This is a genomic window from Streptomyces sp. NPDC044003, assembly GCF_056435185.1.
The window spans coordinates 371,556-394,536 of record NZ_JBWKFA010000005.1 but is presented as its reverse complement, the minus strand read 5'-3'; the positions used below and the strand labels follow the sequence as shown (position 1 = coordinate 394,536).

Annotated in this window: 20 protein-coding genes; 15 read left to right on the top strand and 5 right to left on the bottom strand. The window is 72.8% G+C overall.

Going from position 1 to position 22,981, the window contains the following annotated elements; all coding sequences use genetic code 11:
* Nucleotides 1-171 precede the first annotated feature (171 nt).
* The 3 genes from AC07AW_RS22280 to AC07AW_RS22270 all read right to left on the bottom strand — a co-directional run bounded on the left by AC07AW_RS22280 (nucleotide 172) and on the right by AC07AW_RS22270 (nucleotide 3,168).
* Nucleotides 172-852, bottom strand: coding sequence for a gamma-glutamyl-gamma-aminobutyrate hydrolase family protein (locus AC07AW_RS22280; protein WP_478817203.1), 681 nt, complete (start codon nucleotides 850-852; stop codon nucleotides 172-174).
* Between the two features lie 35 nt (nucleotides 853-887).
* Nucleotides 888-2,321 carry an ethanolamine permease gene (gene eat, locus AC07AW_RS22275; protein ID WP_478817202.1) on the bottom strand — a complete coding sequence of 478 codons (1,434 nt, stop codon included), beginning with the start codon at nucleotides 2,319-2,321 and terminating at the stop codon, nucleotides 888-890.
* A gap of 118 nt (nucleotides 2,322-2,439) precedes the next feature.
* A complete protein-coding gene (locus tag AC07AW_RS22270) occupies nucleotides 2,440-3,168 on the bottom strand; it encodes a FadR/GntR family transcriptional regulator (RefSeq protein WP_189804500.1) in 729 nt (242 codons plus the stop codon).
* Nucleotides 3,169-3,257: 89 nt separating this feature from the next.
* On the opposite strand from AC07AW_RS22270, the gene AC07AW_RS22265 reads away from it, so the two are divergent.
* From AC07AW_RS22265 to AC07AW_RS22250, 4 genes are all read left to right on the top strand, one after another.
* On the top strand, nucleotides 3,258-4,622 hold the full coding sequence (locus AC07AW_RS22265) for a glutamine synthetase family protein (RefSeq protein WP_352020530.1): 1,365 nt from the start codon (nucleotides 3,258-3,260) through the stop codon (nucleotides 4,620-4,622).
* A 32-nt stretch (nucleotides 4,623-4,654) separates the two neighbouring features.
* Complete coding sequence (locus AC07AW_RS22260) at nucleotides 4,655-6,019, top strand: aldehyde dehydrogenase family protein (RefSeq protein WP_478817201.1); 1,365 nt, start codon at nucleotides 4,655-4,657, stop codon at nucleotides 6,017-6,019.
* Nucleotides 6,016-6,798 carry a 3-oxoacyl-ACP reductase gene (locus AC07AW_RS22255; protein ID WP_478817200.1) on the top strand — a complete coding sequence of 261 codons (783 nt, stop codon included), beginning with the start codon at nucleotides 6,016-6,018 and terminating at the stop codon, nucleotides 6,796-6,798. Before AC07AW_RS22260 ends, AC07AW_RS22255 begins: the two co-directional genes overlap by 4 nt.
* Nucleotides 6,799-6,905: 107 nt before the next feature.
* A complete protein-coding gene (locus tag AC07AW_RS22250; protein ID WP_478817199.1) occupies nucleotides 6,906-8,162 on the top strand; it encodes a haloacid dehalogenase-like hydrolase in 1,257 nt (418 codons plus the stop codon).
* Here AC07AW_RS22250 and AC07AW_RS22245 read toward each other — a convergent pair.
* On the bottom strand, nucleotides 8,159-9,361 hold the full coding sequence (locus AC07AW_RS22245) for an amino acid deaminase/aldolase (RefSeq protein ID WP_478817198.1): 1,203 nt from the start codon (nucleotides 9,359-9,361) through the stop codon (nucleotides 8,159-8,161). The two genes, AC07AW_RS22250 and AC07AW_RS22245, sit on opposite strands and share 4 nt — an antisense overlap.
* 718 nt (nucleotides 9,362-10,079) lie before the next feature.
* Between AC07AW_RS22245 and AC07AW_RS22240 the strand changes: the two genes are divergently transcribed.
* The 3 genes from AC07AW_RS22240 to AC07AW_RS22230 are packed head-to-tail and all read left to right on the top strand — an operon-like array spanning nucleotide 10,080 to nucleotide 13,007.
* Entirely contained in the window at nucleotides 10,080-11,060 is a 981-nt protein-coding gene (locus tag AC07AW_RS22240; RefSeq protein ID WP_478817197.1) for a hypothetical protein, read from the top strand.
* Nucleotides 11,057-12,238, top strand: coding sequence for a type VII secretion-associated serine protease mycosin (gene mycP / locus AC07AW_RS22235; protein WP_478817196.1), 1,182 nt, complete (start codon nucleotides 11,057-11,059; stop codon nucleotides 12,236-12,238). The genes AC07AW_RS22240 and mycP overlap by 4 nt, the downstream gene beginning before the upstream one ends.
* A gap of 34 nt (nucleotides 12,239-12,272) precedes the next feature.
* Nucleotides 12,273-13,007 carry an SseB family protein gene (locus tag AC07AW_RS22230; protein WP_478817195.1) on the top strand — a complete coding sequence of 245 codons (735 nt, stop codon included), beginning with the start codon at nucleotides 12,273-12,275 and terminating at the stop codon, nucleotides 13,005-13,007.
* A gap of 6 nt (nucleotides 13,008-13,013) precedes the next feature.
* On the opposite strand, the gene AC07AW_RS22225 is transcribed toward AC07AW_RS22230, so the two are convergent.
* Complete coding sequence (locus AC07AW_RS22225) at nucleotides 13,014-13,382, bottom strand: DUF1844 domain-containing protein (protein ID WP_391912865.1); 369 nt, start codon at nucleotides 13,380-13,382, stop codon at nucleotides 13,014-13,016.
* A gap of 271 nt (nucleotides 13,383-13,653) precedes the next feature.
* On the opposite strand from AC07AW_RS22225, the gene infC reads away from it, so the two are divergent.
* The 8 genes from infC to AC07AW_RS22185 all read left to right on the top strand — a co-directional run bounded on the left by infC (nucleotide 13,654) and on the right by AC07AW_RS22185 (nucleotide 22,980).
* On the top strand, nucleotides 13,654-14,391 hold the full coding sequence (gene infC, locus AC07AW_RS22220; protein ID WP_478817389.1) for a translation initiation factor IF-3: 738 nt from the start codon (nucleotides 13,654-13,656) through the stop codon (nucleotides 14,389-14,391).
* Nucleotides 14,392-14,513: 122 nt separating this feature from the next.
* Entirely contained in the window at nucleotides 14,514-14,708 is a 195-nt protein-coding gene (gene rpmI, locus AC07AW_RS22215) for a 50S ribosomal protein L35 (protein ID WP_015032399.1), read from the top strand.
* Nucleotides 14,709-14,814: 106 nt separating this feature from the next.
* Nucleotides 14,815-15,201 carry a 50S ribosomal protein L20 gene (gene rplT / locus AC07AW_RS22210; protein WP_056566486.1) on the top strand — a complete coding sequence of 129 codons (387 nt, stop codon included), beginning with the start codon at nucleotides 14,815-14,817 and terminating at the stop codon, nucleotides 15,199-15,201.
* Between the two features lie 118 nt (nucleotides 15,202-15,319).
* Complete coding sequence (locus tag AC07AW_RS22205) at nucleotides 15,320-16,159, top strand: TrmH family RNA methyltransferase (RefSeq protein WP_478817194.1); 840 nt, start codon at nucleotides 15,320-15,322, stop codon at nucleotides 16,157-16,159.
* 81 nt (nucleotides 16,160-16,240) lie between these two features.
* A complete protein-coding gene (locus AC07AW_RS22200) occupies nucleotides 16,241-17,404 on the top strand; it encodes a sensor histidine kinase (RefSeq protein WP_478817193.1) in 1,164 nt (387 codons plus the stop codon).
* A gap of 156 nt (nucleotides 17,405-17,560) precedes the next feature.
* Nucleotides 17,561-18,688: a phenylalanine--tRNA ligase subunit alpha gene (gene pheS, locus AC07AW_RS22195; RefSeq protein WP_478817192.1), complete on the top strand. Its 1,128-nt coding sequence runs from the start codon at nucleotides 17,561-17,563 to the stop codon at nucleotides 18,686-18,688.
* Nucleotides 18,688-21,219, top strand: a complete 2,532-nt coding sequence (gene pheT, locus AC07AW_RS22190; protein ID WP_478817191.1) for a phenylalanine--tRNA ligase subunit beta — start codon at nucleotides 18,688-18,690, stop codon at nucleotides 21,217-21,219. The genes pheS and pheT overlap by 1 nt, the downstream gene beginning before the upstream one ends.
* 111 nt (nucleotides 21,220-21,330) lie before the next feature.
* The gene (locus AC07AW_RS22185) at nucleotides 21,331-22,980 is read left to right on the top strand and encodes a LuxR C-terminal-related transcriptional regulator (protein ID WP_478817190.1); all 1,650 of its coding nucleotides are present in this window, start codon (nucleotides 21,331-21,333) and stop codon (nucleotides 22,978-22,980) included.
* Nucleotide 22,981: the final 1 nt, after the last annotated feature.

Below are 22,981 nucleotides of genomic sequence, written 5' to 3'. Positions count from 1 at the left end.
GAGGGCGGCGGCCGTCTCCCCGCCCCCTCCGAGCTCCCCCCGAACCGCGGGGCGGCCGGATGCCCACCCCGGCCGCCCCGCTTCTTTTCCGCCTTCCCGCTTCCCTTCTCTCCCGCTTTCCCCGCTTCCCCGCTTCCCCGCTTTCCTGCTTTCCTGCTTTCCCGCGCGCTCCTAGCGCGCCGCCGCCTCCACCAGGCCCCGCATCACCCGCAGGTCCTCGCCCATCTCCGGGTGCCACTGCACACCGAGGACCCACCCCGGGCCGGCCGTCTCGACCGCCTCCACCGTGCCGTCCTCCGCGTGGGCCGAGGCCGTGAGGCCCGTGCCCAGGCGGTCCACGGCCTGGTGGTGGTAGGTCGGGACCTCGGCGAGCTCGGGCACCAGCGAGGCGTACCGCGTGCCCGGCACCGGCTTCACCGCGTGCCGGCCGATCACCCCGACCGCCTCCACGTGCCCGTCCAGGTGCTGGATCAGCGTGCCGCCGAGGGCCACGTTCAGGAGCTGCATGCCCCGGCAGATGCCGAGCAGCGGAGTGCCGGAGGTCAGGGCCGCCTCGATCAGGGCCAGCTCCCAGCTGTCCCGGGCCCGGGCCGGCGGGCCGGTACGGGGGTCGGGCTCGGCCCCGTACCGTACGGGCTCGACGTCCGCCCCGCCCGCGACGACCAGGCCGTCGAGCCGGGCCACCACCGCAGCCGCCTCCTCGGGCCCGCCCGGCGGGAGCATCACCGCGAGCCCGCCGCTCTCCCGTACGAGACGCGGGTACTGGGCCGGCAGCAGGGCCGCGGGCATGTCCCACACGCCCCACCGGGCCTGGTCCAGATAGGTGGTCACACCGATCAGCGGCTTGGTCACGGAACTTCCTCCAGAGGTGCGGAGAGTCGGGTGGATCAGTCGCGTTCGAGCTCGGCCTCGGCCGCGGCGAGCGCCGCGAACTCCTCCTCGGGCGCACTGGCCACCAGATGATGCCGACTGTAGAACGCGAAGTAGGCGAGGGCGATCACGTACACCCCGAGCGCCATGAACGCCGCCGTCCGGTCCACCAGGAAGGTCGCGACCAGCGCCGAGAGGGCCAGGACGAAGGCCACCGACGAGGTCACGATCCCGCCGGGCGTGCGGTACGGCCGGTGCAGGCCCGGCTCCCGGCGGCGCAGCACGATGTGGGAGAGCGCCATCAGGGCGTACGAGATGGTGGCGCCGAAGACCGCGATGTTCAGCATCCGCGCCCCGTTCCCGGTCCCGGCGGCGAGGGCGAAGCCGATGGCGCCCGGGATGAGCAGTCCCAGGTACGGCGACTTGCGGCGGCTGGTCAGGGAGAGGAACCGGGGCAGATAGCCGGCCCGGGAGAGGGCGAACAGCTGGCGCGAGCCGGCGTAGATGAGGGAGAAGAAGGAGGCGACCAGGCCCGCGAGGCCCGCGTAGTTCACGAAGCGGCTGAGCGCGGTCGGCTCCCCGTCGCCCTGGAGCGCCACGACCAGCGGGTTTCCGGCCTCCTGGACGGCGGCGGAGCCGCGTGCCCCGGTGGCGGCGAAGAAGGTCACGACGGCGAGCAGCACCAGGATCCCCATGGAGATCGCCAGCGCCCTCGGCATCGACCGCACCGGGTCCTTCGCCTCCTCGGCGGCGAGCGGCACGCCCTCGACGCCGAGGAAGAACCACATGCCGAAGGGGAACGCGGCCCAGATCCCGAGGAGCCCGAAGGGCAGCCAGGAGTTCGACCCGAGGGCCTCGCCGTCGACCGGGATGTCGTTCAGGCCGTCCACGTGGAAGTCGGTGAACGCGCCGAGCGCGAAGACGACCAGGGCCGCGACCGCGATCGCCGTCACGATCAGGCTGAAGCGCAGCGCCTCTCCCACGCCCCACAGGTGGATGCCGATGAAGAGCGCGAAGCAGACCAGATAGACCGGCCAGCCGGACTCCAGGCCGAAGAGCCCGAGGGACTCCACGTAGTCGCCGATGAAGATGGAGATCGCGGCGGGGGCCAGGATGTACTCGATGAGGATCGCGGTGCCGGTGAGGAAGCCGCCCCAGGTGCCGAGCGCCCGGCGGGCGAAGCCGTAGCCGCCGCCCGCGGTGGGCAGGATGGCGGAGAGCTCGGCGAGCGCGAAGACCAGACAGGCGTACATCGCGCCCATCAGGACGGTGGCGACGGCGAGCCCGCCGAAGCCGCCCTTCGACAGGCCGATGTTCCAGCCGGAGAAGTCGCCGGAGACGACGTACGCCACGCCGAGTCCGGTCAGCAGCAGCCAGCCGGCGCTGCCGCGGCGCAGGGCCCGGCGCTCCAGATAGTCGTCCTTCGTCGGCGTGGTGTCTTCGAGCGTCATGGCAGCGTCAGCTCCCCGCAACGGGCCCAATGGATTGGAGCCATACCTTTGCGGTGGCCGATGGGGGAGCGCAACCCCCGTGCGTTACTTTCGGGTTACGCCGCCGTCCGCCTTCCCGTCACGTCAGGAAGCCCCGCAGCAGCGCCGCCGTGCCCGCGCAGTGCTCCCGCATCACCTCGCGCGCCGCGTCCGCGTCCCCGTCGAGGACCGCCTCCACCAGGGCCGTGTGCTGGTGCTGGGAGTGCTCCAGATTGCGTACGAGCAGGGGGATGCAGTCCAGGAGGTCGTTCACCGTCGCGCGGACGGCGGCGTACTGGGCCGTCAGCGTCGGCGAGCCGGAGAGCTCCGCGAGCGTGAGGTGGAGCAGGGTGTCCTGACGGCGGTAATCGGCCAGCGGGGCGTCATGGGTCGCCGCCACGGCCGTCCGCAGCCGCTCGGCGCCCGCCGCGTCGAGGCCGTGGGCCGCGCACAGTCCGGCGGCCCCCACCTCAAGGACCTCACGGAAGCGCAGGGTGTCCTCCATGTCGACCGTGGCGATCCGGCGGCGCAGCTCGTCCTCGTCCGCCGTCTGCGTCCGGGGCAGCACGAACGTCCCGCCGTACCGGCCGCGCCGGCTCTCCACGAGCCCCTGCTCCTGGAGGACCTTGAGGACCTCGCGCAGGGTCACCCGGCTGATCCCCATCCGGTCGGCGAGCTCCCGCTCGGCGGGCAGCCGCTCCCCGCCGGGCACCAGGCCGAGCCGTACCACCTGGAGGATCTGCTCCAGGGCCTCCTCGAATCCGTTGCCCGCCCGCACCGGCCGCAGCACGGGCGTCAGCCGGTCCGCCGATTCACTCGTACTGGCCACGTTCTCGTTTCCCTTTCTCCAGCACTTCCCAAGCAATGGTCTTCCGCAATACCTTATGGCTCCCGGCAGGCCGAAGGAGGAGCAATCCCGTGGCAGACCGCACACCCCCGCTCACCGTCGAGGAGCTCCGCGCCCTCGTCGCGAGCGGCGAGATCGACACCGTCGTCCTGGCTTTCCCCGACATGCAGGGACGACTCCAGGGCAAGCGGTTCGCCGCCCCGTTCTTCCTGGACGAGGTCCTCGGCCACGGCACCGAGGGCTGCAACTACCTCCTCGCCGTCGACACCGAGATGAACACCGTCGACGGCTACGAGATGTCCTCCTGGGACCGCGGCTACGGCGACTTCGCGATGCACCCCGACCTCACCACCCTCCGCCGCCTCCCCTGGAACGACGCCACCGCCATGGTGACGGCCGACCTCGCCTGGGCCGACGGCACCCCGGTCGTCGCCGCGCCCCGCCAGATCCTCCGCCGCCAGCTGGAGCGCCTCGCGGAGCTCGGCCTCACCGCCCACGTCGGCACCGAGCTCGAGTTCATCGTCTTCAAGGACAGCTACGAGCAGGCCTGGGACGCGAACTACCGCGGCCTCACCCCCGCCAACCAGTACAACATCGACTACTCCGTCCTGGGTACCGGACGCATCGAACCCCTCCTGCGCCGCATCCGCAACGAGATGACGGGCGCCGGACTCACCGTCGAGTCCGCCAAGGGCGAGTGCAACCCCGGCCAGCACGAGATCGCCTTCAAGTACGACGAGGCCCTCGTCACCTGCGACCAGCACGCCGTCTACAAGACGGGCGCCAAGGAGATCGCCGCACAGGAGGGCTGCTCGCTCACCTTCATGGCGAAGTACAACGAGCGCGAGGGCAACTCCTGTCACATCCACCTCTCCCTCCAGGACGCCGAGGGACACAACGTGATGGCCGGGGACGACGCCCACGGCATGTCCGAGACCATGCGGCACTTCCTCGCCGGACAGCTCGCCGCCCTGCGCGACTTCTCCCTCCTCTACGCCCCGAACATCAACTCCTACAAGCGGTTCCAGCCCGGCTCCTTCGCGCCCACCGCCGTCGCCTGGGGTCACGACAACCGCACCTGCTCGCTCCGGGTCGTCGGCCACGGCCGCTCCACCCGCTTCGAGAACCGCCTCCCCGGCGGCGACGTCAACCCCTACCTCGCCGTCGCCGGCCTGGTCGCCGCCGGCCTGTACGGCATCGAGCAGCGCCTCGAACTGCCCCCGCCCTGCACCGGGAACGCGTACACCGCCGAGTACGCGCACGTGCCCACCACCCTGCGCGAGGCCGCCGAACTCTGGGAGACCAGCGAGATCGCCAAGGCCGCCTTCGGCGCCGAGGTCGTCGCCCACTACCGCAACATGGCCCGCGTCGAACTCGACGCCTTCGACGCGGCGGTGACCGACTGGGAGCTGCGCCGCTCCTTCGAACGCCTCTGAGAACCGCACCTGCGACAAGTGAGAGGAACGAGTTGCTCCAGGTACTGAACCCGGCGACGGAGGAGCTGGTCGCCACCGTCCCGGCCGCCACCCCCGCCGACGTCGACGCCGCCGTCGCCCGCGCCACCGCCGCCCAGCGCGGCTGGGCCGCCGCCGCGCCCGCCGACCGGGCCCGGCTGCTCCGCCGCTTCGCCGCCGTCGTCGACGACCACATCGAGGAGCTCGCCCGCCTGGAGGTCACCGAGGCAGGCCACACCATCGGCAACGCCCGCTGGGAGGCCGGCAACGTCCGCGACCTGCTCGACTTCGCCGCCGGGGGAGTGGAGCGGCTCAACGGCCGCCAGATCCCGGTGGCCGGCGGCCTCGACATCACGATCCTCGAACCGCTCGGGGTCGTCGGTGTCATCGCCCCCTGGAACTTCCCCATGCCGATCGCCGCCTGGGCCACCGCGCCCGCCCTCGCCGCCGGCAACGCCGTCCTCCTCAAGCCGGCCGAGACCACCCCCCTCACCGCGCTCCGCCTCGCCGAACTCGCCCTGGAGGCAGGCCTTCCCGAGGGCCTCTTCCAGGTCCTCCCCGGCACCGGCCCCGTCGCCGGGAACGCCCTCGTCGAACACCCCGGCATCGCCAAGATCGTCTTCACCGGCTCCACCCGGGTCGGAAAGTCGATCATGGCGAAGTGCGCCGACCAGGTGAAGAGGGTCACCCTCGAACTCGGCGGCAAGAGCCCCAACATCGTCTTCGCCGACGCGGACATCGAGGCGGCCGCCGCCGCGGCGCCGATGGCCTTCCTCGACAACAGCGGCCAGGACTGCTGCGCCCGCACCCGCATCCTCGTCCAGCGGAGCGCGTACGACCGCTTCCTGGAGCTCCTCACCCCCGCCATCGAGGAGATCGTCGTCGGCGACCCCGCCGACGAGCGCACCCAGATGGGCCCGCTCATCTCCCGCGCCCAGCTCGACCGCGTCCGCTCCTACGTCACCGACGATCTCGAAGGAATCCGGGGCAAGGCCCCCGAGGGACCCGGCTTCTGGTTCCCGCCGACCGTCCTCACCGGCGTCCCCGAGACCGCCCCCTGCGCCGTCGAGGAGATCTTCGGACCCGTCGCCGTCGTCCTCCCCTTCGAGGACGAGGCCGACGCCGTCCGCCTCGCCAACGCCACCGAGTACGGCCTGTCCGGCTCGATCTGGACCCGCGACGTCGGCCGCGCCCTGCGCGCCTCCCGCGCCGTCCGGGCCGGCAACCTCTCCGTCAACTCCCACTCCAGCGTCCGCTACTGGACCCCGTTCGGCGGCTACCAGCAGTCCGGCCTCGGCCGCGAACTCGGCCCCGACGCCCTGACCGCCTTCACCGAAACCAAGAACGTCTTCATCAGCACGGAGGGCCCCGCACTGTGAGCAACGAGATCATCTGCCGCCGCCTCGTCGGCCGTACCGCCGTCATCACCGGAGCCGGCAGCGGCATCGGCCTCGCGACCGCCCGCCGCCTCGCCTCCGAGGGCGCCGACGTCGTCTGCGGCGACATCGACGAGACCGCCGGCAAGGCGGCCGCGGAGGAGGTCGGCGGCACCTTCGTGCAGGTCGACGTCACGGACCCGGAGCAGGTCGAGAACCTCTTCAAGGTCGCCTTCGACACGTACGGCTCCGTCGACATCGCCTTCAACAACGCCGGCATCTCGCCCCCCGACGACGACTCCATCCTGGAGACCGGCCTGGAGGCCTGGAAGCGCGTCCAGGACGTCAACCTCACGTCCGTCTACCTCTGCTGCAAGGCCGCCCTGCCCTACATGCGCCGCCAGGGCAGGGGATCCATCATCAACACCGCCTCCTTCGTCGCCATCATGGGCGCCGCGACCAGCCAGATCTCGTACACCGCGTCCAAGGGCGGCGTCCTCGCCATGTCCCGCGAGCTGGGCGTGCAGTTCGCCCGCGAGGGCATCCGCGTCAACGCGCTGTGCCCCGGGCCGGTCAACACCCCGCTGCTCCAGGAGCTGTTCGCCAAGGACCCCGAGCGGGCCGCGCGCCGCCTCGTCCACATCCCCGTCGGCCGATTCGCCGAGGCCGAGGAGATCGCCGCCGCCGTCGCCTTCCTCGCGAGCGACGACTCCTCCTTCGTCAACGCCAGCGACTTCCTCGTCGACGGCGGCATCGCCGGCGCGTACGTGACCCCCCTCTAGTCCTCGCGGCCGCCACCCATCCCCCCCACCCGACAGCCGGGCGTCGCAAGGCGCCCGGCTGTCCGCGTACACCCAGGCATCCAGGCATCGCATCCAGGAGAGTGTTCATGAAAGACAAGCTCCGCACCTCCGCGGCGGCGGCCGCCCTCGCCCTCGCCGCCACCGGCCTCCTGCCCACGGCGAACGCCGAGGCGAAGCCCGCCGCATGCCCCACCCTGAAGAGCTCCGACGGCTGGTACGGCGACAACAAGGCCCGCATCGACGCCCTGATCGCCGACCACTGCCACGACAAGGGCGGCCGGAAGCCGGTCGCGGTCTTCGACTGGGACAACACCGTCATCAAGAACGACGTCGGCGACGCCACCTTCTACTGGCTCCTCCGCAACGACCGCGTCCGGCCCCCCAAGAACGGCGACTGGTCCACCACCAGCCGCTACCTCACCCCCGAGGCCGCGACCGCCCTCGGCGAGGCCTGTCCCACCGGCGTCCGCACCCTCCCCACGTCCACCGACACCCGCTGCGCCGACGAACTCCTCTCCGTGTACGGATCGGGCGCCACCACCGGCGGGAAGACCGCCTTCAGCGGCTACGACCACCGCCGCATGGAGCCCCAGTACGCCTGGCTCGCCCAGCTCCTGCACGGCTGGACCACCCGCCAGGTCGCCTCCTTCGCGGCCGCCGCCCGCGCCGAGAACCTCGCCGCGCCGCAGGACGCCACGCAGCAGGTCGGCAGCGCACGGGTCACCGGCTGGGTCCGCTACTACGACCAGCAGCGGGACCTGATCCGCACCCTCCAGGACGGCGGCTTCGACGTCTGGATCACCTCCGCCTCGCCCGAGCCCGTCGTCGACGTCTGGGCGAAGGGCGTCGGCATCGACCCCTCCCACGCCCTCGGCATCCGCAACACCACCGACCGCGGGCGCCTCACCAGCCACCTCAAGGGCTGCGGCAGCGTCCGGGACGGCGAGGACGCGATGATCACCTACATCGACGGCAAGCGCTGCTGGATCAACCAGGAGGTCTTCGGCGTCCGGGGCCCCGCCGCCGAGCGCGTCCAGCCCGCCGCCCGCCGCCAGGTCTTCGCCGCCGGCGACTCCGACACGGACATCTCGTTCCTGCGGGACGCCACCGGGCTGCGCCTGGTCCTCAACCGCAACAAGAACGAACTCATGTGCCGGGCGTACGAGAACGGCGACGGGCGCTGGCTGGTGAACCCCATGTTCATCGAGCCGAAGAAGCGGAAGACGAGCGCGTACCCCTGCTCGACGACCGGCTACACGGCGAGCGACGGCACGGCACAGCCGGTCCGGCGCACGGACGGCAGCATCGTCCCGAACCAGCCGGACACGGTCTTCCCGCTCTAGAGGAAGGTCATGCCCTCGCCGCGATAGGTGGGCACGGTCGCCGTGACGCGATCACCCTCGACCAGATGCAGGCTCTCGAACCGCTCGCACAGCTCCCCGGCCTTCGCGTGCCGGAACCAGACCTTGTCGCCGATGCGCAGATCGTCGGCCGGGGAGCCGAGCAGCGGCGTCTGCACCTCGCCGGGACCCTCCTGAGGGTCGTACCTGAGCCCCTCCGGCAGATACGGGACGGGCAGCCGGTCCGGGCCGGCGGCACCGGAGGCCGGGTACCCGCCGCCGAGCACCGTCACCACGCCCACGCCGGGGCGGCGGACGACCGGCTGCGCGAAGAGAGCGGCGGGGCGGCCGCTGAAGGACGTGTAGTTGTCGAAGAGACGCGGCACGAAGAGACCGGAACCGGCGGCGATCTCCGTCACCGCGTCCTCGGCGGCCGTGTGCTGCACGCTCCCGGTGCCGCCGCCGTTCACGAACTCCAGGTCCGGCGCCACCGCCCGGACGGCCCGCACCACGGCCGCGCGGCGCTCGGCGAGCTCCTTGCGGGCGGCGGACTGCATGAGCCGGATCGCCCGCGACCTGAGCGGCCTGCCCGAGACCGAGTCCCCGACCCCGGCGACATGCCCCTCGTACGCCATGATCCCGACGAGCCGGAAACCGGGCCGCCGCACGACGGAGCGGGCCAGCTCGGCCAGGTCGGCCGGGGTCCGCAACGGGGATCGCCGGGCCCCGACCCGTACCCGCCCACCGAACAGATGCAGCGCGGTGTCCAGCTCCAGACAGACCCGCACCTCCTCGGTCCCGCCGGCACGGGCGGCGTCGATCAGATCGAGCTGCGCCACGTCGTCGACCATCACGGTGACGGCGGCGGCGAGCTTCGGATCCCGCACGAGCTCGCCGAACCCGGCACGGTCCGCCGAGGGGTACGCGAGAAGGACGTCCTCGAACCCGGCCCGGGCCAGCCACAGCGACTCGTCGAGCGTGAACGACATGATCCCGGCGAAGCCGTCCCGCGCGAGGACCCGTTCGAGCAGCGCCCGGCACCGCACGGACTTGCTCGCCACCCGGACCGGCTTGCCCCCGGCCCGGCGCACGAGGTCCGCGGCGTTGGCGTCGAAGGCCTCCAGATCGACGATCGCCACGGGCGCGTCGAGATGGGCGGTGGCCCTGTCGTAACGGGCCCGGTCGGCGGCACGGGGAGTCATGGCCCGAGCTTGCCAGACCGGTTTACGGGTGGGTAGCCCCTGGGTTCCCGTGCGCGGGGGAACAGCCCGTAGAGTGACGGGCATTGTCGACACGAGCGGGGGGACGGGGATGACGGGCGAGCACGGCCCCACGACCTCCCGCATCACGGACGCCCTGCTCCCGCCGCGGGACACCACGGACGGGACGCGACGGGAGGCCACGGACCTCGCGCGACGGGAGACCACGGGCCTCGCGTCGGTGGGGGCCACGGACCTCGCGCGACGGGAGGCCACGGACCTCGCGTCGGTGGGGGCCGCGGACCTCGCGCCCAGGGATGCCACGGACCTCCCGGCGGTGGAGACGACCACCCGCCTCCGCCCGATCACCCCTACGACCCCGCCGCCCGCCCCGACACCGGCCCGTCCGGCCGGCACCCGCACCGCCCCGGCCGCGCCGACACCGGCCCGTCCGGGCGGCACCGGCATCGCCCCGGCCGCGCCCGCGTCGCGCGAGCCTTCGGCGACACCGTCCGCCTCGCCCGCGCCCGCGCCGACGGCCACACCGCCTGGCGCGGCTGCGCCCGCGCCGCCCGTCCCCGCTGCGCCTGCGCCGCCCGTCCCTGCTGCGCCCGCGCCGCCCGTCCCCGCTGCGCCTGCGCTTGCGCCCAGGCCCGCGTCCGCTCCCGCCGGCCGACCTACGGTCGGCGCTTCGGGCGCGCCGGCTGTGCCGCCGCGGCCCATGACGGCCCCTGCCGGGGCGATGAGCGCCCCCGCCCGGCCGACGGCCGCCCCGGCAGGGTCCCCGGGCGGCCCGGCTCGGCCCGGGTCCGCTCCCGCCCGGCCCGCCGTCGTCCCCGCCTCCCCGCAGTCGCAGGCCCTCCCCCCGTACACCCACTCCTACGGCCCCGGGGCCCTGCCGCCCGAGATGCCCGTCGAGGTGACCACCCGGCTGCGGCCCGTGCGGGCGCGGCGGAGCGGGCGGAGTGTTCTCGTCGCCGTCTGTGCCGTGCTCGGGTTCGGGCTCGTCGGCGGGGCCCTCGCCGGAGTGTGGCTGGCCGCCGCCGAGCCCGGGAAGCCCGCCGAACCCGTCGGGTACACCGAGGCCAGGGACCTCTGGCACAACGCCCCCGTCGACACCCTCTTCCCCCGCACCCTCGCGGGACCCGACGCAGGCCCCGGCGGCGCCGACCGCACCTGGACCCGGATCGTCGTCGCCCCGGACGCCCCCTGCACGCCCGCCGTCCTCGCCAAGGGCCTCCTCGCCACGGTGCGGCCCCTCGGCTGCGAGCGCGTCCTGCGCGCCACGTACACCGACGCCACCGCCAGCAGCGTGATCACCGTCGGTCTCGTCTTCACACGAGCCGATGCCTCCACCCAGCGCACCCTCGGTCAGGGCCTCACCGGCCGACTCGGCGCGGACGTTCCGCCGGCCCTCGCCGGGCCCGGCACCGTCGCCGAACGCTTCGGCGCCCCGCAGCGCGCCGCCTGGTGGCTGAACGCCCCCGCCGACCTGCCCGTCGTCGTCACCGCCGTCTCCGGCTTCGCCGACGGCCGGAAGATCGACGGCGGCCCCGTTCCCGCCGACCAGGCCATGACCGCGAACCGCACCGACGCCACCGCCCAGTCCGGCCTCGGCCACGAGGCCAAGGGCATCACCGAACGCCTCGTACGACTGCTGCGCACGGCCGCCACCACGGCCGCCAAGGAGAACGCCCGGTGACCCGACCCGCCCACCGCCGTACCAGGGGCGGCGCGGTCGCCCTGCTCGCCGCCGCGTTCTCCGTCCTGCCCGCCACCACCGCCCCCGCGCACGCCGACACCATCCGGGCCCGCCAATGGGGCCTCGAAGCCCTCCACACCACGGAGGCCTGGCGCACCACCCAGGGCAAGGGCGTCACCGTCGCCGTCCTCGACACCGGCGTCGACGCCGACCACCCGGACCTCGCCGGTTCGGTCCTCACCGGACGCGACCTCGTCGGCTTCGGCGCGTCGAGGGGCGACCGCGCCTGGGCCCGGCACGGCACCGCCATGGCCGGCATCATCGCCGGACACGGCCACGGCCCGGGCGCCCAGGACGGTGTGCTCGGTGTCGCTCCGGACGTCCGGATCCTTCCCGTACGGGTCATCCTGGAGTCCACCGACAAGGCCCGCGACAAGGCCCGCAAGACCCGCGGCTCGGCCCTCGCCGAGGGCATCCGCTGGGCCGCCGACCACGGCGCCGACGTCATCAACCTCTCCCTCGGCGACGACTCCAAGTCCGCCCACCCCGACGCGGGCGAGGACGCCGCCGTCCAGTACGCCCTCGCCAAGGGCGTTTCCGTCGTCGCCTCCGCCGGCAACGGCGGCGAGAAGGGCGACCACATCTCGTACCCCGCCGCCTACCCCGGCGTCATCGCGGTCGCCGCCGTCGACCGCTACGGCACCCACGCCTCCTTCTCCACCCGCCGCTGGTACGCCACCGTCAGCGCCCCCGGCGACGACATCGTCATCGCCGACCCCGACCGGCGCTACTACGAGGGCTGGGGCACCAGCGCCGCCGCCGCGTTCGTCTCCGGCGCCGTCGCCCTCGTCCGTGCCGCGCACCCCGACCTCACCCCCGCCCAGGTCAAGCGGCTCCTCATCGACACCGCCCGCAACCGGCCGAAGGGCGGACGCAGCGACGCCAAGGGGTACGGGACGGTCGACCCGGCCGCCGCGATCGCCGCCGGGGGCCGCATCAAGGGCGGCGACCCCAAGAACACCGCCACCGGCTACCAGGGCCGCTACTTCGGGCCCGGCCCCGTCCCCGCCGCCGAGGAGAGCCGCCCCCTCGGCCTCCTCGCCCCCGTCGCCGGCGGACTCGGCGCCCTGCTGCTCCTCACCGCCGTGATACTCCGCCGCGCGCACCGGACCTCCTAGCCGGAGGCCCGGATCCGGCGGTTAGGCTCGGTGCGTGGAGCTCAAGAACATTCCGGACCCCGGTTTCTCCGACGACGACGGCACCGCCGACCCGCGCCTCGCCGCGGCCCTCGCGGCCTGGGCGGAGGACCGGACCGCTCACGGCCCCGTCCTCGAAGCCCTGAAGGAGGCCCGGCTGCTCGTCCCCGTGGTCGCCGTCCTCGGCGAGGTCGAGATCGACCCCGAGACGGGCCTGAAGCAGGAGAAGACGAGCGACATGGCCGTCCCCACCCTCACGGCCGGCGACCGGCGGGCCCTGCCGGCCTTCACCTCGATCGCCTCGCTCGCCCTCTGGGACCCGGAGGCCCGCCCCGTGGCCGTCCCCACCCGGCAGGCGCTCGCCGCGCTCGTCCACGAGAAGGCCGACACCCTGGTCCTGGACATGGCGGGACCCGTGCCGTACCAGGTGACCGGCTCCGCCCTGCTCGCCCTCGCCGAGGGCCGGTCCAGCGCCGACCCGCTCGACGACCCGGCCGTACGGGAGGCGGTGCGCGCCGTCGTCGCCGCCGAGCCCGCGGTCCTCCGCGCCCACCTGGGACCCGGCACCGCCGACGGCACCGTCGCCCTGGTCCTCGCCGCGGACTCCTCCCCGGCGGAGGCCGCCCAGCGCGTGGCCCGCGCGCTGGCCGCCGACGAAACACTGAGGGCCCGCCTGGTGCGGGGCCTCGACCTGGCACTCCTGCCGGCCTCGGCCACGCCTCCGGGCGAGCCCTTCTACGTCAAGAACTAGAGGTTTCTAGCCGTACACCGGCCCGGTGTACTTCTCGCCCGGTCCCTGGCCCGGCTCGTCCGGGATCAGGGACGCCTCGCGGAAGGCGAGCTGGAGGGACTTCAGGCCGTCCCGCAGCGGAGCCGCGTGGAAGGAGGAGACCTCCGTCGCGCCGGCGTCCAGAAGGCCCGCGAGCGCGTGGATCAGCTTGCGCGCCTCGTCGAGGTCCTTGTGCTCCTCGCCCTCCTCGGTGAGACCGAGCTTCACCGCGGCGGCGCTCATCAGGTTGACGGCGACCGTCACGATCACCTCGACCGCCGGGACCTCCGCGATGTCGCGGGTCATGCTTTCGAAGTCGGGGGTGTCCGTGGACTCGTTCTGGGGCGTCTCGCTCATGCCCACACGATAAGCGGACGTACGGTTCGCGCCGACCGCCGGGTCCTGCTAACCTTGTGTAACGACCGGCCGGACACCTGTGTGCCCGGCCCACAAGTGGAGGCTCCGTACTCCCACCTGACCACCCTTACGGGTGGCGGGTCACCGGTCAGGTGGCGCCCATCGTTCCGTACGGACGATGGAGCCGCCCGATGTGCGCCCCGCGGTTGACCGCGGCGGTGCTCCGGTATTTCTGTGGAGCCCCGCCTGTGTCCCGTCCGGGGCATTTTTCATGTACCGGCTCGGTTGGTCTTCAGAAAACAGACGTTGCGCGTCCGTCCGCCAGGCGGTCGCGTGGTGCTACCGAGGAGGATCCATCAGCGCCGAGCCCCGCATCAACGACAGGATTCGCGTTCCCGAGGTGCGACTTGTCGGACCCAGCGGCGAGCAGGTCGGGATTGTTCCGCTTGCCAAGGCCCTGGAGCTCGCACAGGAGTACGACCTCGACCTGGTCGAGGTCGCGGCGAACGCCCGTCCGCCCGTGTGCAAGCTCATGGACTACGGGAAGTTCAAGTACGAGTCGGCCATGAAGGCCCGTGAGGCGCGCAAGAACCAGGCGCACACGGTCATCAAGGAGATGAAGCTCCGGCCGAAGATCGACCCGCACGACTATGACACCAAGAAGGGTCACGTCGTCCGGTTCCTCAAGCAGGGCGACAAGGTCAAGATCACGATCATGTTCCGTGGTCGTGAGCAGTCCCGCCCCGAGCTTGGCTTCCGGCTGCTGCAGCGGCTGGCGTCGGACGTCGAGGAGCTTGGCTTCATCGAGTCCAACCCGAAGCAGGACGGCCGGAACATGATCATGGTTCTCGGCCCGCACAAGAAGAAGACCGAGGCCATGGCCGAGGCGCGTGAGGCCCAGGCCGCACGCAAGGCCGAGCGCCAGGGCGTCACCGCCGAGGAGACGTCCGAGGCTCCGGCCGACGAGGCCCCGGTCGCCGAGGCCCCGGCCGAGACCCCCGAGGCGTGACCCGACGGGCTGCCATCCAGGCAGCCCTGGGCCCCGCCCGGAACCACCACACGAAGAATTGACGCTCCCGCTTGACCGGTGCCCGCACCGGGGGAGCGCCACTGACGAGGAGATACGGCGCGATGCCGAAGAACAAGACGCACTCCGGTGCCAAGAAGCGCTTCAAGGTCACCGGCTCCGGCAAGATCCTGCGCGAGCGCGCCGGTAAGCGCCACCTGCTCGAGCACAAGTCGTCCAAGCTGACGCGTCGCCTCACCGGCAACGCCGAGATGGCCCCGGGCGACGCGGCCAAGATCAAGAAGATGCTGGGCATCTGATCTGATCACCCGCCCTCGGTGACGGGGGCTTCCGGCCAAGTCCGGGACCCATTCGTTTTTCGGGTCGTGTGAGTCCAACCACGACCCCGCTACAAGGAGTTAACAAGTGGCACGCGTCAAGCGGGCAGTCAACGCCCACAAGAAGCGCCGGGCGATCCTCGAGGCGGCCTCCGGCTACCGCGGTCAGCGTTCGCGCCTGTACCGCAAGGCCAAGGAGCAGGTCACCCACTCGCTGGTCTACAACTACAACGACCGCAAGAAGCGCAAGGGCGACTTCCGTCAGCTGTGGATCCAGCGCATCAACGCCGCTGCCCGCCAGAACGGCATGACGTACAACCGCCTCATCCAGGGTCTGAAGGCCGCCAACATCGAGGTGGACCGCAAGATCCTCGCCGAGCTGGCCGTCAACGACATCAACGCGTTCGCCGCGCTGGTCGAGGTCGCGCAGAAGGCCCTCCCGGCCGACGTCAACGCCCCGAAGGTCGCCGCCTGATCTTCCAGGCCGCAGTACTTCCGCCCGGACCCGCAAGCGCGCTCGCGCCTGCGGGTCCGGGTGCGTCGGCCCCCGAAAACCCGTAGTCCCGGCACCGAAGAGAGAACCGCCGCACCTCATGGTCACCCCCGAGCTGATCTCCCCGCGTTCCCCGCGCGTCGTCGCCGCCCGGCGGCTCGCCAAGCGCAACTTCCGGGGCAAGGACCGCCTCTTCATCGCCGAGGGCCCCCAGGCCGTCCGCGAGGCCGTCGAGCACCGCGGCAGCGGCGGAGAGCCCACTCTCGTCGAGCTGTTCACCACCGTCGAGGCCGCCGAGCGCTACACCGCCATCGTCGACGCCGCCCGCGCCGCCGGCGCCCGCGTCCACTTCGCCTCCGACGCCGTCCTCGCCGAGGTCTCCCAGACCGTCACCCCGCAGGGCCTCGTCGGCGTCTGCCGGTTCCTCGACTCGCCGTTCGAGGAGATCATCGCCGCCAAGCCCAAACTGGTCGCCGTCCTCGCGCACGTCCGCGACCCCGGGAACGCCGGCACCGTGCTGCGCTGCGCCGACGCGGCCGGCGCCGACGCCGTCGTCCTCACCGACGCCTCCGTCGACCTCTACAACCCCAAGTCCGTCCGCGCCTCCGTCGGCTCCCTCTTCCACCTGCCGGTGGCCGTCGGCGTCCCCGTCGAGCAGGCCGTCGCAGGACTCAAGGGCGCGGGCGTACGGATCCTCGCCGCCGACGGGGCCGGCCAGGACGACCTCGACGACGAGCTCGACGCCGGCACCATGGGCGGGCCCACCGCCTGGATCTTCGGCAACGAGGCCTGGGGGCTGCCCGAGGAGACCCGGGCGCTCGCCGACGCCGTCGTCCGCGTCCCGATCCACGGCAAGGCCGAGAGCCTCAACCTCGCCACCGCCGCAGCGGTCTGCCTGTACGCCTCCGCGCGCGCCCAGCGCCCCCGAACCTCCGCCTGAAGGGTCCATTCCGCCCTCCCCGCCCAGTAGAGTGACGCATTCGGGGGCCCACTGCGCTACACGGAGGGGTGGGGAACGGGGATGACGGTCGGCACGGACAGTCCCGCACAGGCACGGAGCGCCGCGCCGCACGCCCCGACACCGCCCGGAAGCGCGCCTGAGCCGCCCGGATCCGCGGCGGTCGACGGCTTTGCCGGACTCGATCCCGACGACCTGCCCGACGGTCTCGTCATCGCCGACGAGACCGGCCGCGTCGTCTGCTTCAACGCCGCCGCCGGCCGCATCACCGCAGTCCCCGGCGACCGGGCCCTCGGCCTCCCGCTCGACCAGGCGCTGCCCCTGGAGGACCTCAAGGGACGCCGCTGGTGGGCCCTGACCGATCCGTACGGCGGCCTCTCCATCCGCCGCGGCCAGCCCGAGCGCAACCTGCTGCTCCCCGGCGGCCGCGAGGTCCTCGTCTCCGCCCGGTACGTCCGCGAGCACCCCACGGGACCCGTCCGCCGGGTCGTGGTCTCCCTGCGCGGCACCGAGGCGCGCCGCCGCACCGAGCGCAGCCACGCCGAGCTCATCGCCACCGTCGCCCACGAGCTGCGCTCCCCGCTCACCTCCGTGAAGGGTTTCACCGCCACCCTCCTCGACAAGTGGGAGCGGTTCAACGACGAGCAGAAGCGGCTCATGCTGGAGACGGTCGACGCCGACGCGGGCCGCATCAAGCGGCTCATCGCCGAACTCCTCGACATCTCCCGGATCGACTCCGGCCGCCTCGAAGTGCGCCGCCAGCCCGTCGACATCGCCGCCGCCGTCGGCCGGCACATCCAGGTGCACACCACCGGCGGCCAGTCCCCGGACCGTTTCTTCGTACGGATCAGGCCCCAGCTGCCCGCGCTCTGGGCCGACCCCGACAAGATCGACCAGATCCTCGGGAACCTCCTCGAAAATGCGGTGCGCCACGGCGAGGGAACCGTCACCATCGAGGTGGCACCCACCACGCTGGGCGACGACGGAGAAGAGGGGACGGAGGTCACCGTGAGCGACGAGGGACCCGGCATCCCCGAAGCGTCGATGAGCCGCGTCTTCACCCGCTTCTGGCGGGGCAGCAAGCGCGGCGGCACCGGCCTCGGCCTCTACATCGTCAAGGGCGTCGTCGAGGCCCACGGCGGCACCATCACCGTCGGACGGGGCCCCCGTGGCGGGGCCGAGTTCCGATTTATCCTGCCCGTCGGCACCCCGGCCCACCTTCTCTGACGTCTCAGCAGTCGAGACCGTACGAGATCTGGAGCCGCCCGGTCTGCCCACGGGCTCATTCGCGTCCCCGCGCCCCGTTAGACTCGTCCTTTGGCACGTTTGCGCCCTTGACGTCGAGCGGGGCCGCCCAGCCAGCCAACGGAAGCACGGGAAGAGATGTCCGCACCCAATAAGTCGTACGACCCGGTTGAGGTCGAGGCACTGAAACCGGAAGAGATCGAGCGCATGCGGGACGAGGCGCTCGCCGCCTTCGCCGCCGCGGGCGACCTCGACGCGCTCGCGCACGAGAAGACGGCGCACACCGGTGGCACCTCGCCGCTGGCGCTCGCCAACCGGGAGATCGGTGCCCTGCCGCCGCAGGCCAAGGCCGCCGCCGGAAAGCTCGTGGGCCAGGCCCGCGGCATCGTCTCCAAGGCGCTCGCCGCCCGGCAGACCGAGCTGGAGGCCGAGCGCGACGCGCGCGTCCTCGTCGAGGAGGCCGTCGACGTCACCCTGCCGTACGACCGCGTCCCGGCCGGTGCCCGGCACCCGCTGACCACCCTCATGGAGCGCGTCGCCGACGTGTTCGTCTCCATGGGGTACGAGGTCGCCGAGGGCCCCGAGGTAGAGGCGGAGTGGTTCAACTTCGACGCCCTCAACTTCGTCCCGGACCACCCGGCCCGGCAGATGCAGGACACCTTCTTCGTCCAGGGCCCCGAGGGGACGACCGGCGACGAGTCCGGCGTCGTGCTCCGTACGCACACCTCGCCGGTCCAGGCCCGCACGCTCATCGACCGGGAGCCCCCGGTCTACGTCGTGTGCCCCGGCCGCGTCTACCGCACCGACGAGCTCGACGCCACGCACACCCCGGTCTTCCACCAGATCGAGCTGCTCGCCGTCGACGAGGGCCTGACCATGGCCGACCTCAAGGGCACCCTCGACCACATGGTCCAGGCGCTCTTCGGCCCGGACATGAAGACCCGGCTGCGGCCGAACTTCTTCCCCTTCACCGAGCCGTCCGCAGAGATGGACATGCTCTGCTACGTCTGCCGCGGCGAGTCCGTCGGCAACCCGGACCGTCCCTGCCGCACCTGCGGCAGCGAGGGCTGGATCGAGCTCGGCGGCTGCGGCATGGTCAACCCGAAGGTGCTCGTCGCCTGCGGTGTGGACCCCGAGAAGTACAGCGGATTCGCCTTCGGGTTCGGCATCGAGCGGATGCTGATGTTCCGCCACAACGTCGAAGACATGCGAGACATGGTCGAGGGTGACGTCCGGTTCACCCGGCCGTTCGGGATGGAGATCTGATGCGGGTCCCGCTTTCTTGGCTGCGGGGGTACGTCGACCTGCCGGCGACGGAGACCGGGCGTGACGTCCAGGCCAAGCTCATTTCGGCAGGCCTCGAGGTCGAGACCGTCGAGCAGCTCGGCGCCGGCCTGACCGGCCCGCTGGTGGTCGGCAAGGTCCTCACCATCGAGGAGCTGACAGAGTTCAAGAAGCCCATCCGCTTCTGCACCGTCGACGTCGGCCAGGCCAACGGCACCGGCGAGCCCCAGGAGATCATCTGCGGCGCCCGGAACTTCGCCGAGGGCGACAAGGTCGTCGTGGCCCTGCCCGGCGCCGTGCTGCCCGGAGACTTCCGGATCGCCGAGCGCACGACGTACGGCCGCGTCTCCCGGGGCATGATCTGCTCCGGCGACGAGCTCGGCATGGGCGACGACGGCACGCACGGCATCATCGTGCTGCCGCCGGAGCACGAGGTCGGCACCGACGCCACGGTCCTCCTGGAGCTCTTCGACGAGGTCCTCGACATCGCCGTCACCCCGGACCGCGGCTACTGCCTGTCGATCCGCGGCGTCGCCCGCGAGACGGCCACCGCCTACGGCCTGCCGCTGCGCGACCCGGCGCTCCTCGACGTGCCCGCGCCCAACTCGTACGGCTACCCGGTCCAGATCGCCGACCCGATCGGCTGCGACCGCTTCACGGCCCGTACGGTCGTCGGCCTCGACCCCGAGGCCCGCAGCCCGATCTGGCTGCAGCGCCGGCTGCAGAAGGTCGGCATGCGCCCGATCTCGCTCGCCGTCGACATCACCAACTACGTGATGATCGAACTCGGCCAGCCGCTGCACGCCTACGACCGCAGCCGCATCGACGGCCCCATCGGGGTCCGCCGTGCCGCCGCCGGCGAGAAGTTCACCACCCTCGACGGCACCGCGCGTGTCCTCGACTCCGGTGACCTGGTCATCACCGACAACCGCGGGCCGATCGGCCTCGCCGGTGTCATGGGCGGCGCCAACACCGAGATCGCCGACCCGGTCACCGACCCGGAGACCGGCATCGTCACCGGCACCACCGAGGTCGTCATCGAGGCCGCGCACTTCGACGCGATCTCGATCGCCCGCACGGCCCGCCGCCACAAGCTGGCCTCCGAGGCGTCCAAGCGCTTCGAGCGCGGCGTCGACCCGCAGGCCGCGGCCGCGGCCGCGCAGCGCACGGTCGACCTGCTCGTGCTCCTCGCGGGCGGCACCGCCGAGGCCGGCGTCACCGAGATCGCCGCTCCCTCCGCGCCGCACACCATCACCATGCCGGCGAACCACCCCGACAAGGTCGCGGGTGTCGACTACGGCCGTGAGATCGTCGTCCGCCGCCTCCAGGAGGTCGGCTGCGACGTCTACGGCCAGGACGAGCTCGTCGTCACCGTCCCGTCGTGGCGTCCCGACCTCTACGTGCCGAACGACCTGGCCGAAGAGGTCATCCGCCTGGAGGGCTACGAGAACCTGCCCTCCACGCTGCCGAAGCCCCCGGCCGGCCGCGGGCTCACCGAGCGCCAGCGCACCCACCGCCGGGTGGGCCGCGCCCTGGCCGGCGCCGGCTACGTCGAGGCGCTGAACTACCCGTTCATCGGCGAGCAGGCCCTCGACCACCTCGGTCTCGACGCGGACGACGCCCGTCGCCGCCTCGTGAAGCTGGTCAACCCGCTCTCCGACGAGGAGCCCGCGCTCCGTACGACGCTGCTCCCGGGCCTGCTCGGCGCGCTCCGCCGCAACGACAGCCGTGGCAGCCACGACCTGGCGCTCTTCGAGACCGGTCTGGTCTTCCGTCCCACCGAGGGCCAGCCGGGCGTCGCCGTCCGGCTGCCCGTCGACCGCCGCCCCTCCGACGAGCAGATCGCCTCGGTCAACGCCGCGCTGCCCGAGCAGCCGCGCCGCGCCGCCGTCGTCCTCGCCGGTGCGCGCGAGCAGGCCGGCTGGTGGGGCAAGGGCCGTCCGTCCGACTGGGCGGACGCCATCGAGGCCGGCCGGGCCGTGGCCGCCGAGGCCGGGGTCGAGCTGATCATCAGCGCCGACCAGCACGCGCCCTGGCACCCGGGCCGCTGCGCCGCGTTCCACGTCGAGGTGGACGGCGAGAAGGTCCTCGTCGGCCACGCCGGCGAGCTCCACCCGCGCGTGGTGAAGGCGTTCGGCCTGCCGGCCCGCGCCTGCGCGATGGAGATCGACCTGGACCTCCTGGAGAAGGCGAACGAGGGTCCTGTGAAGGCCCCCCGGATCTCCTCCTTCCCGGTCGCCACCCAGGACGTCGCCCTGGTCGTCGGCTCCGGCGTCCCGGCCACCGAGGTCGAGGCCGCCCTCGTCGAGGGCGCGGGTGACCTCCTGGAGTCCATCCGGCTGTTCGACGTCTACACCGGCGACCAGCTCGGTGAGGGCAGCAAGTCCCTGGCGTACGCGCTGAAGTTCCGCGCCGAGGACCGCACCCTGACCGTCGACGAGGCCAGCGCGGCCCGTGACGCCGCGGTGGCCCTGGCCGCCGAGCGCACCGGCGCCGTCCTGCGCGGCGCGTAGCACGCACACCCCAGGAGGGGCCGGTCCGGAAGACTCCGGGCCGGCCCCTCCTGCATGGTCCGGCCTGACAAGCCCGCGGCCGTGCGGTGCAATGGTCGTGGGAGGCGCGTCATGGACGTGGCTGCGGAACTCGGACGGGCCCGGGACGCCTTCGCTCGCCAGGAGTGGTGGGAGGCCTACACCGGGTTCTCGGACGCCGACGGCGGGCAGCCGCTCGGGCCCGACGACCTCGTGCGCTGGGCGACCGCCGCCTACCTGGTCGGATACGACGCGGAGTGCGGCGCGGCGACCGAGCGGGCGCATCACGCGTACCTGAGCCTCGGTGAGACGGGGCGGGCGGTGCGGTGCGCCTTCTGGATGGCCATGCCGCTTCTCCTGCGCGGCGAGAGAGCGCGGGGCGGCGGCTGGCTCGCCCGGGCCCAGCGGCTGCTCGACGACACACGGCTCGACTGCGTGGAACAGGGCTATGTGCTGTTCCCCCAGGGCCTTCGGCTCATCCACAAGGACCACGCGGCGGCGTACGCCACGTTCACCGAGGCCGCCGCGATCGGGGAGCGCTTCGTGGACCCGGACCTCGTGGCCCTGGCCCGGCACGGCCAGGGACGGGCCCTGATCTACGGTGGCGAGACCGCCGCCGGCGTCGCCCTGCTCGACGAGGTCATGGTCGCGGTCAGCGCCGGCGAGGTGTCGCCGCTGGTGACCGGGATGGTCTACTGCAGCGTCATCGAGGCCTGCCAGGAGATCTTCGACCTGCGGCGCGCGCAGGAGTGGACGGCGGCGCTGTCCGACTGGTGCGCCGCTCAGCCGGATCTCGTGCCCTACCGCGGCCAGTGCCTGGTCCACCGCTCCCAGGTCCTTCAGACCCGTGGTGCCTGGCCGGACGCGCTGGACGAGGCGCGGCAGGCGTGCGAACGGCTTTCCGAGCCGTTGAACCGATCGGCGCTCGGCATGGCCCTCTACCAGCAGGCCGAGCTGCACCGGGTGCGCGGCACCTTCGCCAGGGCCGAGGAGGGCTACCGCCGGGCCGGGGAGTGCGGGCACCCCGCTCAGCCGGGACTGGCGCAGCTGTGGCTGGCCCAGGGGCGGATCGACGCGGCCGTCGGGGCGATCCGGGGCCTCGCGGACGAGACGCCGGACCGGCTGCGCCGGGCGACGGTGCTGGCCGCGTACGTGGAGATCATGCTGGCCGCCGGGGACGTGCCCCGGTCCCGGGCCGCCGCGGACGAGCTGTCGAAGATCGCCGACGACATCGGTGCCCCGCTGCTGCGCGCCGTCGCCGCCCACGCGCGCGGGGCCGTCCTCCTCGCCGAGGGCGATGCCGCGGCGGCCCTCGACGCCCTGCTCGACGCGTGCCGGACCTGGGGCGACCTCGGGGCACCCTACGACGGGGCGCGCTCCCGCGAGCTGCTCGGGCTCGCCCGGCAGCGGCTGGGGGACACCGGCACGGCCCGGCTGGAACTGGACACGGCCCGTCAGGTGTACCGCCGGCTCGGCGCGGCCCCCGACCTGGCCCGGCTCGACGCGCTCACCCACGAGCGGCCACCGGACGACACCGGGCTCAGCCCCCGCGAGATCGAGGTCCTGCGGCTCGTCGCCACCGGTCGTACCAACCACGCGATCGCCGCCGAGCTGGTCCTCAGCGAGAAGACGGTGGCCCGGCACCTGAGCAACATCTTCGGCAAGCTCGGCCTCTCCTCCCGGTCCGCCGCCACGGCGTACGCCTACGAGCACGACCTGGTCGGGGAGCGGCACGCCGGGTAGG